The organism is Sandarakinorhabdus glacialis (assembly GCF_014643455.1).
GTDB lineage: Bacteria > Pseudomonadota > Alphaproteobacteria > Sphingomonadales > Sphingomonadaceae > Sandarakinorhabdus > Sandarakinorhabdus glacialis.
Genome location: NZ_BMJM01000001.1, coordinates 532,592 through 545,434, shown reverse-complemented (window position 1 = coordinate 545,434; position 12,843 = coordinate 532,592). Strand labels below are relative to the sequence as shown.

At 64.8% G+C, this 12,843-nt stretch carries 14 protein-coding genes and 2 pseudogenes; 3 read left to right on the top strand and 13 right to left on the bottom strand.

Annotated elements, in window-relative coordinates:
- Positions 1-5: 5 nt before the first annotated feature.
- From IEW98_RS02715 to IEW98_RS02695, 5 genes are all read right to left on the bottom strand, one after another.
- A complete protein-coding gene (locus tag IEW98_RS02715; protein ID WP_207792482.1) occupies positions 6-299 on the bottom strand; it encodes a hypothetical protein in 294 nt (97 codons plus the stop codon).
- Positions 296-1,486: a molybdopterin-dependent oxidoreductase gene (locus tag IEW98_RS02710; protein ID WP_188761361.1), complete on the bottom strand. Its 1,191-nt coding sequence runs from the start codon at positions 1,484-1,486 to the stop codon at positions 296-298. The genes IEW98_RS02715 and IEW98_RS02710 overlap by 4 nt, the downstream gene beginning before the upstream one ends.
- A 199-nt stretch (positions 1,487-1,685) precedes the next feature.
- Positions 1,686-2,786: a redox-regulated ATPase YchF gene (ychF, locus tag IEW98_RS02705; protein ID WP_188761360.1), complete on the bottom strand. Its 1,101-nt coding sequence runs from the start codon at positions 2,784-2,786 to the stop codon at positions 1,686-1,688.
- A 99-nt stretch (positions 2,787-2,885) separates the two neighbouring features.
- Positions 2,886-3,458 (bottom strand): aminoacyl-tRNA hydrolase, encoded by a 573-nt coding sequence (pth, locus tag IEW98_RS02700; RefSeq protein WP_188761359.1) that lies wholly within the window; start codon positions 3,456-3,458, stop codon positions 2,886-2,888.
- Positions 3,459-3,477: 19 nt separating this feature from the next.
- Complete coding sequence (locus tag IEW98_RS02695) at positions 3,478-4,101, bottom strand: 50S ribosomal protein L25/general stress protein Ctc (RefSeq protein ID WP_188761358.1); 624 nt, start codon at positions 4,099-4,101, stop codon at positions 3,478-3,480.
- Positions 4,102-4,445: 344 nt separating this feature from the next.
- Between IEW98_RS02695 and IEW98_RS16310 the strand changes: the two are divergent.
- A pseudogene (locus IEW98_RS16310) lies at positions 4,446-5,027 on the top strand (RBBP9/YdeN family alpha/beta hydrolase); the annotation flags it as partial.
- A gap of 25 nt (positions 5,028-5,052) precedes the next feature.
- Here IEW98_RS16310 and IEW98_RS02690 read toward each other — a convergent pair.
- The 4 genes from IEW98_RS02690 to IEW98_RS02675 are packed head-to-tail and all read right to left on the bottom strand — an operon-like array spanning position 5,053 to position 8,713.
- Positions 5,053-5,946, bottom strand: coding sequence for a TraB/GumN family protein (locus tag IEW98_RS02690; protein ID WP_188761357.1), 894 nt, complete (start codon positions 5,944-5,946; stop codon positions 5,053-5,055).
- Complete coding sequence (locus IEW98_RS02685; RefSeq protein WP_188761356.1) at positions 5,946-7,460, bottom strand: AMP-binding protein; 1,515 nt, start codon at positions 7,458-7,460, stop codon at positions 5,946-5,948. The genes IEW98_RS02690 and IEW98_RS02685 overlap by 1 nt, the downstream gene beginning before the upstream one ends.
- 44 nt (positions 7,461-7,504) lie before the next feature.
- Positions 7,505-8,158 (bottom strand): Pr6Pr family membrane protein, encoded by a 654-nt coding sequence (locus tag IEW98_RS02680; RefSeq protein ID WP_188761355.1) that lies wholly within the window; start codon positions 8,156-8,158, stop codon positions 7,505-7,507.
- Positions 8,159-8,215: 57 nt separating this feature from the next.
- Positions 8,216-8,713, bottom strand: a complete 498-nt coding sequence (locus tag IEW98_RS02675; RefSeq protein ID WP_243450512.1) for a pyridoxamine 5'-phosphate oxidase family protein — start codon at positions 8,711-8,713, stop codon at positions 8,216-8,218.
- A 160-nt stretch (positions 8,714-8,873) separates the two neighbouring features.
- Here IEW98_RS02675 and IEW98_RS02670 point away from each other — a divergent pair.
- A pseudogene (locus IEW98_RS02670) lies at positions 8,874-9,491 on the top strand (esterase/lipase family protein); the annotation flags it as partial.
- 117 nt (positions 9,492-9,608) lie between these two features.
- Here IEW98_RS02670 and IEW98_RS02665 read toward each other — a convergent pair.
- Together IEW98_RS02665 and IEW98_RS02660 are read right to left on the bottom strand one after the other, a co-directional pair.
- Positions 9,609-9,974: a DUF4440 domain-containing protein gene (locus tag IEW98_RS02665; protein ID WP_188761352.1), complete on the bottom strand. Its 366-nt coding sequence runs from the start codon at positions 9,972-9,974 to the stop codon at positions 9,609-9,611.
- Positions 9,975-10,088: 114 nt separating this feature from the next.
- The gene (locus IEW98_RS02660) at positions 10,089-10,607 is read right to left on the bottom strand and encodes a hypothetical protein (protein ID WP_188761351.1); all 519 of its coding nucleotides are present in this window, start codon (positions 10,605-10,607) and stop codon (positions 10,089-10,091) included.
- 241 nt (positions 10,608-10,848) lie between these two features.
- On the opposite strand from IEW98_RS02660, the gene IEW98_RS02655 reads away from it, so the two are divergent.
- Positions 10,849-11,178: a DUF6481 family protein gene (locus IEW98_RS02655; RefSeq protein WP_188761350.1), complete on the top strand. Its 330-nt coding sequence runs from the start codon at positions 10,849-10,851 to the stop codon at positions 11,176-11,178.
- A 235-nt stretch (positions 11,179-11,413) separates the two neighbouring features.
- On the opposite strand, the gene IEW98_RS02650 is transcribed toward IEW98_RS02655, so the two are convergent.
- On the bottom strand, positions 11,414-11,944 hold the full coding sequence (locus IEW98_RS02650; protein WP_188761349.1) for an adenine phosphoribosyltransferase: 531 nt from the start codon (positions 11,942-11,944) through the stop codon (positions 11,414-11,416).
- 68 nt (positions 11,945-12,012) lie between these two features.
- The gene (locus tag IEW98_RS02645) at positions 12,013-12,843 is read right to left on the bottom strand and encodes a cytochrome c1 (protein WP_188761348.1); all 831 of its coding nucleotides are present in this window, start codon (positions 12,841-12,843) and stop codon (positions 12,013-12,015) included.

Sequence of the window (12,843 nt, the reverse complement as noted above, 5' to 3'; positions counted from 1 at the left end):
TGGGGTCAACCGCCGGAAGACGCCCGCTGCTGCTGCATCGCCGTCAACCATGCCACGATCGCCGCATCGTCGCTTTCCGCGATCGGCGCCTTGTATGTCGCGCGCATCTTGCCGACGACCGCGCGCCACTCCGCCTCGCTCAACCGCGGCTGGTTCGTCACCATCTCGCCCGAATGACACGCCAGGCAATTCGAATTGACCACCTCCGCCGATGGCCCGCCCTTGATGTCCGGAAAAGCCACGAACTCACCCGGCAAGACGATGCTCACCAGCGCCGTGACCACAGCCATCCGGATCACGAGAACCGCACCCGAACCGGCTCGACGACATTCCGCGCATAACCGCCGGGATTCCAGTTCGGCACCATCCCCTGCGCCAATCCGTTGGCATTCGTGCACCGCGCCATCAACACCGCCCCCGCACGCGCCACCGGCACAACCCCATCGAACCGCCGAAAGCCATATTTTCCCAAGTCAGTCCCCAGCCGAGCATCGCGCCAACTTGCCCCGCCATCCCCCGAAACCTCGACCCGCTGCACTCCGCAATCCCCGCCGAACGCAATCCCGCCGACCTTCATCTCCGGCGTCCAGCCGACCACAGCCTTATCCGCGACACTCGTCACGAACGACCGCGGCGGCATACGATTGATCGGCTCACGCGCAAACTCCCTCGTCCCCGGCGCCACGTTCGCGCCCGGCGCCGTTGGCACCAGATACGCCTTCGCCATCCAGTACCCCGTATCCGGGGCGCTCAGCACCTCGATGCTATCAAGCATCTTCACCCAATACGTCGAAAACCAACCCGGCACGACCAGCCGCAGCGGAAACCCGTTCAGGATCGGCAGATCCTCACCATTCATCGCCCAGGCGATCATCACCTCGCCGTCCAGCGCATGATCGACCGCCAGCGACTTGGCAAAGTCCGGCGCCGCCTCGACCGCCGGCGCATCGAGCCCAGAAAACCGCACCTGCACCGCCCCCGGTTTCACCCCGGCAGCCTTGAGCACATCGCGCAGCCGCACCCCCGTCCAGCGCGCATTGCTCATCGCGCCATTGCCCCATTGCGCCCCCGCCACCCGCGGCTCGAAAAACCCCCGCGAATTCCCTGAACACTGGTTCACCGCAACAATCTCGAACCGCGGCAACTTCTTCAACTCTGCCAAAGACAGCGACAGCGGCTTCCCCACATGCCCACCAACCTTCAACCGAAAAGCAGCCGCATCGACCTCGACCGGAAACCCCCAGTGCCAACGCACATAATGCGACGTATTCGGCGTCAGCACATCGCCATCGAAAACCCGCATCGGAGTCTCGAGCAACGGCGGCGTCGTCCGCTGCAGGACCATCGCCCCCTTGCCCGGATAATCCGTCACCAAGGGCCGAGCGCTCGGCCCACCCGGAAAGCCCAGGTCAACCATCTTCTGCGCGAAGGCCGGCACAGCAACCCCCGCAGCGGCAACAGCAAGCAAATGTCGGCGTGCAATCATGCACAAACCCTAGCGCCGCCCTCTCCAACTGTCATCCCGGGCTTGACCCGGGACCCAGCTACCTACTCCCGCACCATCAAAAAAAGCCCCCACTCCCCCGCTGTCATGCCAGCGAAGGCTGGCATCCAGCGGTCGCCCCAAGCACCCCCCGCCCAGCAGAAGCAAAACCGTCCCGGCGAACCCGCCGCCAACCCACCCCTCAGACGTTGAATCGAAACAGCATCACATCCCCATCCTGCACCACATATTCCTTCCCCTCAGACCGGTACTTCCCAGCCTCCTTCGTCCCTGCCTCGCCCCCGAACTTCACATAGTCCGAAAACGCCATCGTCTCCGCCCGGATAAAGCCCTTCTCGAAATCCCCATGGATCGCCCCAGCCGCTTGCGGAGCCTTCGACCCCACAGTAACCGTCCAGGCCCGCGCCTCCTTGGGCCCCACCGTAAAGAACGTAATCAGCCCCAACAGCTCATAAGCCGCCCGCACAACCCGCGCCAAACCCGTCTCGGTCAGCCCCAGCGCTTCCAGATACTCCGGCCGATCGCCCGCATCCATCAAAGCCACCTCGGCCTCGATCGCCGCGGAAACGATCACCGCCCCCGCCCCGACCTTCGCCGCCATCGCGAGCACTGCCGCACTGAACGCGTTCCCCGCCGCCGCCGAAGCCTCCTCGACATTGCAGACATACAGCACCGGCTTCGACGTCAGCAGCTGCGCCTGGTCGAGCACCCGCTGCTCCTCCTCGTCCTTGGCCACCACCAGCCGCGCCGGCTTGCCCTCGCGCAGCAATTCCAGCGCCTGGCCCAGCACCACCGCCTGCAACTTGGCTTCCTTGTCCCCCTGCGCGGCCTTCTTCACCAGCGACGGCACCCGCTTCTCGAGCGACTCCAGGTCCGACAACATCAGTTCGGTCTCGACCGTCTCGGCGTCGGAAACCGGGTCGACCCGGCCCTCGACATGCGTAACGTCGTCATCCTCGAAACACCGCAGCACATGCACGATCGCATCGGTCTCGCGGATATTCGCCAGGAACTGGTTGCCCAGCCCCTCGCCCTTCGACGCGCCGCGCACCAACCCGGCAATGTCGGTAAACCCCAGTTGCGTCTCGATAATCTTCGCCGACCCGCCAATCCGCGCCAGGTCATCAAGCCGCGTATCCGGCACCGGCACATTGCCGACATTCGGCTCGATCGTGCAAAACGGATAATTGGCCGCCGCCGCGCTGGCCGTCTCGGTCAGCGCATTGAACAACGTCGACTTGCCGACATTGGGCAGCCCGACAATCCCGCAACGAATAGCCATTATCGATCCTTGGTTCTTGCTTCCCGCGCACATACGGGCAGGGTCAGACGTGGCCGCGCTCTAGCCGCTGGACACCGAATTGGAAAGCTATGACGAGCCCTATCCCTGCACCCGCCGAGCAACCTCGCTCATGAACCGCGCATCATTGCCATCGAGCAACCACAACACCTCGGCCGCCACCGCCCCCAGCACATCCGCCAGCGGATCCATCTCGATCTTGGCAAAATTCCCCAGCACATACGGCGAGACCCGGTCCTTGTGCCCCGGATGCCCGATCCCCATCCGCACCCGCCGAAATTCCGGCCCCAGATGCGCATCCAGCGACCGAATCCCATTATGCCCCGCCGCCCCGCCGCCATGCTTCACCTTCACCCGAAACGGCTCCAGATCCAGCTCATCATAAAACACCGTCAACGCATCCGTCGGCTCGACCTTGAAAAACCGCACAGCCTCGCCAACGGAGCGTCCGCTCTCGTTCATGAATGTCGCAGGCTTGAGCAGGGTGACGCGGTGCGGCCCGATACGGCCTTCGCTGGTCAATCCCTGAAATCGGGTTTTCCACGGTCCGAAACCATGGAGCGCGGCGATGGCGTCGACCGCCATGAACCCGATATTGTGCCGATTGAGCGCATAGGCAGCGCCCGGATTACCGAGACCGGCAAAAAGCTTCACCGGTCTCGGTCAATCAATCTCAGGCCGCGGCTTCTTCAGCTGCGGTTTCGGCTGCGTCGGTTTCGCTCTTCAGAGCCGAAGGCGCAACCAGCGTGGCGATGGTGAAATCGCGATCGGTGATGTGCGACTTGACGCCTTCCGGCAGCTTGACGGCGCTGATGTGGATCGAATCGCCGACATCGGTGCCATCGAGGCTGATCTCGATCTGGTCGGGAATCGCATCCGAAGGGCAATCGAGCTGCAGTTCGTGGCGAACGATGTTGAGCACCGCGCCGCGCTTCATGCCGGGCGACTTGTCTTCATCGATGAAGTGCACGGGCACTTCGACGGTGATGACGGCGTTGCCGGCCAGCCGCAGGAAATCGACATGGATCGGGCGATCCGAAACCGGGTGGAACTGCACGTCGCGCGGCAGGGTACGCACCGGCGCACCGCCATCGACGGCGATTTCGACCACGGAATTCATGAAATGCCCGGTCGACAGCTGGCGGACCAGCAGCTTCTCTTCGACGTGAATGGTCACGGCGGTTTCGCCATTGCCATAGATCACTGCCGGTACGCGGCCCGTACGACGCACTGCCCGAGAGGCTCCCTTGCCTGCCCGGTCACGCGTTTCGGCCGCGAGCTTTAGATTTTCGCTCATTGCTCGCTTCTCCAATTGTTCACATATCGCGCCGCCCCAGGCCTCCAGGGATGCAGAATCGGGAAGACGCGAAGCGGTGGCGCATAAGCCAGCAACTGCCCAAAAGCAAGGTCGGTACGATTTCGGTAACGCCCGATGCCAAGTTCGCCTTGCCCACCACAAAGCAAAACCACCGATAGCCTACCAAGGCAATGGGATATGCTGCCGCCATCGCCACCGAGTCAGTCCGGTGACGATCTTGGCGGAGCGTTTCCCCAGACGCCGCCAGTCCTGCGGCGGAGGCACCGGACCGGACCCGTCCGGCGCCTCCGCCGGTTCTGCCCAGCGATCCAAAGGAGCCGCGCATGAATTCCGCATCCGTTCCCGGCCCGACAATTCTCATCGTTCCCGGCATCAACGGCTCCGGCCCCGGCCATTGGCGATCGCTCTGGCTGCAATCCCGCCCCGACTGCCACCGCGTCGAGCAAGCCAATTGGCACGACCCCGACCCCGCCGACTGGATCGACGGCCTCGAGCGCCAGATTTTCCCCGCCGATAACATCATCCTCGTCGGCCACAGCCTCGGCTGCGCCACCATCGCCGCCTGGGCCGCCCGTCCCGGCTCGAGCACCCACCGCGTCGCCGGCGCGCTCCTCGTCGCCCCCTGCGACGCCGAGCGCGCCGGCCTCCCCGCCAACATCGCCCGCTTCGCCCCACTCTCCCGCTGCGCCCTGCCGTTCCGCTCGACCCTCGTCGCCAGCAGCACCGACCCCTACGCGGTCGTCCCCCGCAGCCGCACCTTCGCCGACGAATGGGGCAGCGCCTTCATCGATGCCGGCGCCCCCGGCCATATCAACACCGCGTCGCAGCTCGGCGCCTGGCCCTTCGGCGAAGTCCTGCTCGACACGCTCATCGCATCGGCCACCGCCGATCGTACTCCCTACCGACGCGCCGCCGCCCTACGGCACGCCGTCACTGCACCTTCTCCACCACCATCCCCCGCGCCTGCAGCAACGCCAACAGCCCCGCCGTCCCACCGAAATGCCCGGCCCCAACCGCCACGAACACCTTGCCCGGACGCCGCATCACGCCGCTGATCCAGTCCGCCCAGCGCCTATTGCGATCGGTCAGCAGCACCTTCGCCAGCAGCGGCGACGCGCGCACCTCGCGCGCAAAATCCCGCTCGATCGCCCCCACATCGCCCGCCCGCCACAGCGCCAGCAACCTGGCGCTATCCTCCTTCGCCATCCGCAAGTCCGTCAGCGTCGCCTCGAGCATCGCCGCCTGGTCGGCCTCGGGCAACCCATCGAAAAACCGCAGCTGCTGCTCCGGCGTTTCCAGCGCCACGATCGCCTTCTTCGCCGCCTTCGCGCGCAGCGTCAGCGCCGGCTCCACGCCATTGCCCGAATCGAACCCCGCCGCGCGCAGCGTCGCCTCGCCCAGCGTGATCGCCGCCAGCCAGGTCTCCATCCTGTCGAGCGCCGCCACCGGCACCCCCGCCGCCTGGGACGCCGACGGAATCAGCAACGCCGCCGCCGGCGTCACCCTTGCCGCCAACGGCTTCAGCGCCGGTGCCCCGGGCGCCGCCATGCCAATCTCGGCCACCATCGGCGCCAGGCTATACGCATCGTCCGGAATGATCGCCTCGAGCACCAGCGTGTCCGCCGCATCGAACCGTGCTGCCAGCCCCGGCGACAGCCACTTCTCGCCCTTCGGCAGCGCATGGATCGTCCCGAACAGCGTGATTTCGGTATCGGCGTCGCGTACCACCCACACACCGGGCGCAGCACCCGCCGGCGCAGCCGGCAAAACCAGCAATGCCGGCGCCGCAACCAGCAGCGCCAAAATCCAGAACGACAATCGCATCAGGCGGCGCTCTCCGCCCAATATTTGTCCTTGAGCAGCCGCTTGTACAGCTTGCCGGTATCGTGCCGCGGCAGCTCCGCCATGAAATCGATGCTCTTGGGGCATTTCACATGGCTCAATCGCGCCCGCACGAACGCGATCAGCTCGGCCTCCAGCTCCGGCCCCGCCAGGCTCATGTCGCGCGGCTGCACCACGGCCTTCACCGCCTCGCCCATCTCGGCATCGGGCACCCCGAACACCGCGACGTCCGCCACTTCGGGATGCAGCGTCAGCGCGTTCTCCGCCTCCTGCGGATAGACATTGACCCCGCCCGAAATGATCATGAACGCCGCCCGGTCGGTCAGGAACAAATAACCATCCGCATCGACATGGCCAATATCCCCGAACGTCGCGCCGTGCGCGCTCATCACGCTCGCCGTTTTCTCGGCGTCGTTGTGATAGGCAAACTCCGGCCCGCCGGCGAAATAGATTCGCCCCGTCTGCCCCGCCGGCAAAACGCTGTCGTCATCGCCCAGCACGCGCACTTCGCCCAAAATCGCCTTGCCGACGGAGCCCGGCTTGGCCAGCCACTCCTGCGAATTGATCGTCGTGAACCCCGCGCCCTCGGTCGCCGAATAATATTCATGGATCACCGGCCCCCACCATTCGAGCATGGCGTGCTTGACATCGACCGGGCACGGTGCCGCCGCATGGATCGCCACCTTGAAGCTCGACAGGTCATGCGCCATCCGCGCCGCTTCGGGCAGTTTCAGCATCCGCACGAACATCGTCGGCACCAGCTGGCTATGGGTGATCCGGTATTTCTCGATCAGCGCCAGATACGCCTCGGGGTCGAACCGTTCCATGACCACCACTGTCCCGCCGAAGCGCTGCACCGCCATGCAATACCGCAGCGGCGCTGCATGATAGAGCGGCGCCGGCGACAAGTAGATCATGTCCGGCCCGAACTGATACAGCACCGACACCAGCCCGCTTATCCCGTCACCGGCATCGAGCGGACCCTCGGGCAACGGCCCGCGCACGCCCTTGGGACGGCCGGTGGTGCCGCTTGAATACAGCATATCGCGCCCGGCGCTCTCGTCGGCGATCCGCTCCACGGGCATCGCCGCCAGCGCCGTATCGAGATCGTCGAAGCCTGCCACCGCACCCCCGGTGACATAACGCGCCAACACATCACCCCCCGCCACCACCGCCGCCAATCCGGCGCTGGCAAACACGATCCTGGCGCCCGAATCCGAAAGGATATAGCCCGCCTCGTCGGCCGTCAGTTTGGTCGACATCGCGACATAAACCAGCCCCGCCCGCTGCGCGCCCCAGCACACCGGCAAATAATCGATGCCGTTGCTCATCATGATCGCCACGGTATCGCCGCGCTTCAGGCCATGACTGCGCAGCAGTTGCGCGACCTGGTTCGACCGCGCCTCGAGTTCGGCATAGGTCATCACCTGCCCGCTGCCGGCCATGATGATCGCCAGTCTGTCGGGCGTTGCTTCGGCGTGGACGAACGGATGCATTGTCTCTCCCCAAACTTTATGACGCAGCGCGCGGCACCGAACCTCTAAGCCGCAGCGCGCGGCGCTGCCCGGCGATCCCAGGCAATCGCCACAGCCATAAGCCCCGCGAACAACGCCACCAACCCGCCAATATTGATCATCACGCCGCCGATGCCGTGCACCCCGATATCGAGAAACGGGTATGGATACCGCCCCGTCGCCGCGCCCTTGCCCATCGCGACAAAGGCATAAAGCGTCGGCACCACCAGCCCCGGCAACAACGTTGCCCAGCCAACCGACCCGCGCGGCACCAGCACCAGCCACCACAAGGCATAAAGCACCGGCACGACCCGGTGCAGCAGCGTATCGACGAACAGCCCGAATCCCGCGAGGGGATACAGGCCAACCAGCAAGATGTTATAAATCAGCCCGACGACGACGATATAGACGAACACCGCAAGCCGCGCTGCGGGCCGCCCGAGCAAGCCGCCCCATCCGAATGGGGCGAACATCGTCACCAGTGCGACGAGAATATTCGCCCAGATCGTGAAGAAACCCAGCAAATTGACCGGCACCGTCCACAACGGCTCGCCCAGTCCCGCCGCCCTGCCGGCGCTCACCGTGAACTGGCCCGCTACCGCGAACCAGGCGATCGCCGCGATCATTCCGGCAACCCGCCGCAGCCGCGCGGCGCGTCCCGCATCCAATGAATCGTTCATCAAGCCCTCCCCCGAAGATCGGCCAGCATTGGCCGACCCCCGGGGAACGGGCAAGTCCTACCCGAGCGAAACCTGCGCCACCTTGTCCTTGGCGTCGACCTTGGGATCGATCCCGATCAGCATCTTGACCGCCGCGAACAGATTATTCTCGTTGAGCCAGATCACCGCATTACCCGGCTCCATGCGCAACAGCACGAGCTTGGGATCATCCTTGCCGCTGTACCACGCCGCGACGAACGGGTTCCACAACCGGTCGATCGTCGCCTGGTCATTATGCTCGGCAAGCGTCCCGTCGAACGAGGCAAACAGCTCGTGCCCCTTTGAAACCAGCGTCGCCGTCGCGCGTCCGGACGCGCCGCCGCGGATCGCCTCGACAATGCCGTTGTCGTCCGACGTGAAGAACCAGATCGGCCCGCGGCCCGTATCGTTATCTTCAACTTGCGCCGTCATAGGCCGCAGGTGGCCGTCTTCATGGCCCTCGAGCCCGAGCATTACGGTCCGGTCGGAATCGAGCGTCTTCCAGAACTTTCCGGCGATTTCCTGATCACTTGCCACAATGCGTCTCCTTTTGATGACGCTTGCCAAACCACTAGCCCGGCAACCCGGTTCCACATTGCCGCCGGTCGCGACATGCCTCATCGTCGCACCGTAACGACCCCGAAAGCGACGCCATGATTTCACCACCGAGCGCGCAAAAGGCGCCGTTGTCCTTCTCCACGGTCTCGGCCGCACCAGCTTCTCGATGCGCAGTGTCGCCGCCGCGCTCCGGCCGGCCGGCTACGCAATACTGTCGCCGTGGTACAACTCGCGCGGCACGATGTCCGAAATCCTCGCCTGGCTGCAACCGCGCATCCGCGCCTTCACCCGCGAGCACCCCGGCCCGCTCCACTTCGTCACCCATTCACTCGGCGGCCTCGTCACCCGCGCCTATATCACCGCCCACCGCCCCGAAAGTCTCGGACGCGTCGTCATGCTCGCCCCGCCCAACAGCGGCAGCAACCTCGCGGATGCGCTGCAATCGCTCAGGCTAGACAATCTCATTCTCGGCCCCAACAGTGCCCATCTCCGCACCCGCCGCACGCCGGCCGAGGAACGCCAGCTCGGGACAGTCGATTATCCCCTCGGCATCATCGCCGGCGACCGCCCCTTCGACCCCATCCTGCCCCGCCTGTTCCTCCCCGGCGCCAACGACGGCAAGGTCTGCGTCGCCGCCACGAAGATCGAAGGCATGACGGGTCACATCACCCTGCCCGTCCAGCACACGATGATGGTCGGCGACAAACGCGTCATCGCCCAGACCCTGGCGTTCCTCGAGTCCGGAATGTTCGCATAAGCCTCCTCTCCCGCTTGCGGGAGAGGCGAGACGCGCGCCAGCGCGCCGGGTGAGGGTGTGCCCGAACTAACAGGACAACAATACTCGCCCCATCACTCGACGGACGACCAGACGCCGTCAACCACCCCCTACGACACCCCGCAACGTCTGCTGATGCTGGACCACCCGCCAGACCTCATGCGACAACCACCGCATCACCGTCGTGCAATAGGCCGAATAGGGATCGCTGCCTTCCCGGCTGGCAACCACATGATAGGCAATGACGATCAGCCCCTCCTGCGGCCGCTTGACCTGTTGCTCGCTGAACTCCACCCGCTCCCAGCGCGGCGTCGACGACACCGCCTCGATCGCCTCGGCCCCGCTCATCACGAACGGCGGCGCCGGCAGCACCATCACGCATTCGTCGTCGATCAACTCGTGATAATGCGCCGCATCGCCAACCCACAGGCTCTCCTCGAAGGCCCAGATCCGATCGTCGTCCATCCTGCTCTCCTGTCACTACGACACGGAAAACAATCACCGGGCAACGCCCGTTCCCCCTGCGGCACCATCGCGCAAGGACCCCCAAATATAAGCGTTCGTCATGCTTAACTTGTTTCAGCATCCATCGTGCAACCAGCACAGTCGAACCCGCATAACGCCACCTGTCGCACGAAGCGCAACAAGCCCTGCCGCCGAACCCGATCCCGCTCTGCCAGCAACCGCCCGGCCACCTCGTCCTTCCGCGCCCGCGACCTCGCCTCGCCCACCGCCGGCGCGACCACCGCCACCTCCCCGACCCCGCTCCCGCAACCCCGCCATCACCCACGGCAACCGCTCCGGATAATCCGCCGGAAACGACCAATATTCCGCCACCTTGCCCGGCGCCAGTTCGGTCTTCCCCGCCACCAGCCCCCGCTCCCCCGGCGGCAGATGAAACAGCAACGCCACCAGCACGTCGCTGCTCACCCAGGGATAGACCTCGCCCAGCCGCGGATCCACCGCGCCTTTGCGAAGCGCCTCGCGCCCGACCAAGGCCAGCCCGTCGCTGCCGACGGTGCCGCCTGCGCTATAGGTCAGCACGTCGATATTGCGCGCCTTGGTGTGCCGCGCCAGCAGGTCGATCAACCGCGCCACAAGCCAACGATCACCGCCGCGGCCAAAAGAACAAGGATCAGCAGGATACGGCGCATCCCCGGTTCCATAGCCGACCAGATTCCCTTCCGCCAACGTTACAACTCCCTTCTAACTGTCATGCCAGCGAAGGCTGGCATCCAGCCTCCCCGCCGGACTCGCTCTCCCGGAATCCCACCCGATTGCCGCCCAATCCACACACGCCATTGCAGCGGAATGAACTCACCGCTAAAGAGCGCCGAATATGGCTTTCAAACTCCCCGATCACACCGACCGCGCCACCGCGGCGGCCGACGCCCGCAAGGCAGCTCTCACCAAATTCAAGAGCGCGCCGCCGCCAGACGAAGCGGCATTGGCCGCACGCGCCCGCGCCGCCGAAAAGCGCGCCGAGCGCGAGGAAGAACGCAAGAAGGAACGCGCCGAAGCCGCCGTCCGCGCCGAAGAGGCCCGCCTCGCCAAGGAGGCCCAGGCAGTCGTCGCCGCCGAACACGCCCGCCTCGAAGGCATCGCCCGCGAAGCCGCCCAAAAAGCCGCCCGCGACGCCCGCTACGCCGCCCGCAAAAAGGGCCGCTAAGCCCCTTCCAAGCCTGTCATGCCAGCGAAGGCTGGCATCCAGTCTAGCCCCGCGCCCAATCGACGGCGCCAACCTCCTCTACCAACCTGTCATCCCGGGCTCGCCCCGGGACCCAGCTACCTGCCCGGCGGCCACCACCCGCCGCAGCATTTCCACGCGCAAATCCTACGCGCTTCCCCAAACATACCGCAAACATCCCGTCCAAGGGCGCAATCACACCCTCGACCACCCCGGCTCAATCCCCGGCGAACCCCACCAACGTCTTCACATCGACCCCTTTTGCCCGCAAATGCCCCGCCCCGCCAAGGTCGGGCAGATCGATGACAAACGCCGCAATATCGACCACTGCACCCGCCGATCTTAGCAGCTCGACCCCCGCCAGCGCCGTCCCTCCAGTCGCGATCAAATCATCGACCAGCACCACCCGCGCCCCCGGCGAAACCGCATCGGAATGCATCTCGATCCGGTCGACACCATATTCCAGCGCATAGTTGATCCCAGTCACCATCCCCGGTAACTTGTTCTTCTTGCGCAATAAAACCAGTCCACACCCCATCACCTGCGCCAGCGCCGCGCCAAAGATGAACCCCCGCGCCTCGATCCCGGCAATCAGGTTCGGCACCGGCCCGACCGCCGCCGCCAGCCGTTCAATCGTCATCCGGAACCCAGTTCCATCGAGCAAAAGCGTCGAGATATCCCGAAACTGCACGCCAGGTTTTGGATAATCCGGGATCGTTCTAATCAGCCTGCGCAAATCATCGTTCATTCTCAACCCCTTGAACGAAAAAGGGCGGCCACCAGGTGACCGCCCCAATTCCCGAACTGTCCGAAAACTCAGGCAGATTTACCCTTGCCCTTGATATCGGCCCAGACCTTTTTGTAACTCAGGTAACCAAGCCCGGTGATGATCAGCAGGAACAGGATCGAAGCTACTCCGATCTGCTTGCGCGCCTCCAGCTTCGGCTCCGCAGCCCAAGTCAAAAACACTGAAACATCAGTGGCATACTGGTCCTTGGTGCCCTTGGTACCATCGGCATAAGTCACCTGGTCATCAGCAACCAGCGGCGGCGGCATCGCAATGAATACCGAATGGAACCACGGGTTGTAATGCAGACCCGGCGACGCCGTCAGCCCGGCCGGAACCTTGTCCCGATATCCCAGCAACAAAGACCGAAGATAGTTGGTGCCATCCGGCCGCGCCTTGGTAATCAGCGACAAATCCGGCGGAAGTGCGCCATTTTGCGCCGCACGAGCAGCCGTCTCATTGGCATAGACCAGCGGCAAACGATCGGCTGCCGTCGCCGGCCGCGTCGCCGCCTCACCATTTTCGTCGACCGAGGGCACTTGGTAATCGGCAGCAATCGCCTTGATCTGCGGCCCGGTAAACCCAAGCGCCGCCAGATCACGAAACGCCACCCGGTTCAGCGAGTGACAAGCCGAGCAAACTTCCTTGTAAACCTGGAAGCCGCGCTGCAACTGCCCACGATCGAAAGTGCCGAATACCCCAAGGTTTCCAGCGCCATTATGCGTCCAGGCAATCTGCTCGGGATGCTCATGGGCTTCCTTGATCGGATCACGCGGAACCGCATCGCGCGGCTGCACCGCGCCCCACAGGACGGCAATGCAGAAAAACAGGCCAACGGCCAAAGCGCCAAGACGAACCAT

Coding starts and splice junctions, on each gene's coding strand:
- IEW98_RS02650 (WP_188761349.1), bottom strand. CDS start 11,944: ATGAACGATGATTTGCGCAGGCTGATTAGAACGATCCCGGATTATCCA.
- ychF (WP_188761360.1), bottom strand. CDS start 2,786: ATGGCTATTCGTTGCGGGATTGTCGGGCTGCCCAATGTCGGCAAGTCG.
- IEW98_RS02645 (WP_188761348.1), bottom strand. CDS start 12,843: ATGGTTCGTCTTGGCGCTTTGGCCGTTGGCCTGTTTTTCTGCATTGCC.
- IEW98_RS02655 (WP_188761350.1), top strand. CDS start 10,849: ATGGCTTTCAAACTCCCCGATCACACCGACCGCGCCACCGCGGCGGCC.
- IEW98_RS02665 (WP_188761352.1), bottom strand. CDS start 9,974: ATGGACGACGATCGGATCTGGGCCTTCGAGGAGAGCCTGTGGGTTGGC.
- IEW98_RS02685 (WP_188761356.1), bottom strand. CDS start 7,460: ATGCATCCGTTCGTCCACGCCGAAGCAACGCCCGACAGACTGGCGATC.
- IEW98_RS02695 (WP_188761358.1), bottom strand. CDS start 4,101: ATGAGCGAAAATCTAAAGCTCGCGGCCGAAACGCGTGACCGGGCAGGC.
- IEW98_RS02690 (WP_188761357.1), bottom strand. CDS start 5,946: ATGCGATTGTCGTTCTGGATTTTGGCGCTGCTGGTTGCGGCGCCGGCA.
- IEW98_RS02680 (WP_188761355.1), bottom strand. CDS start 8,158: ATGAACGATTCATTGGATGCGGGACGCGCCGCGCGGCTGCGGCGGGTT.
- IEW98_RS02710 (WP_188761361.1), bottom strand. CDS start 1,486: ATGATTGCACGCCGACATTTGCTTGCTGTTGCCGCTGCGGGGGTTGCT.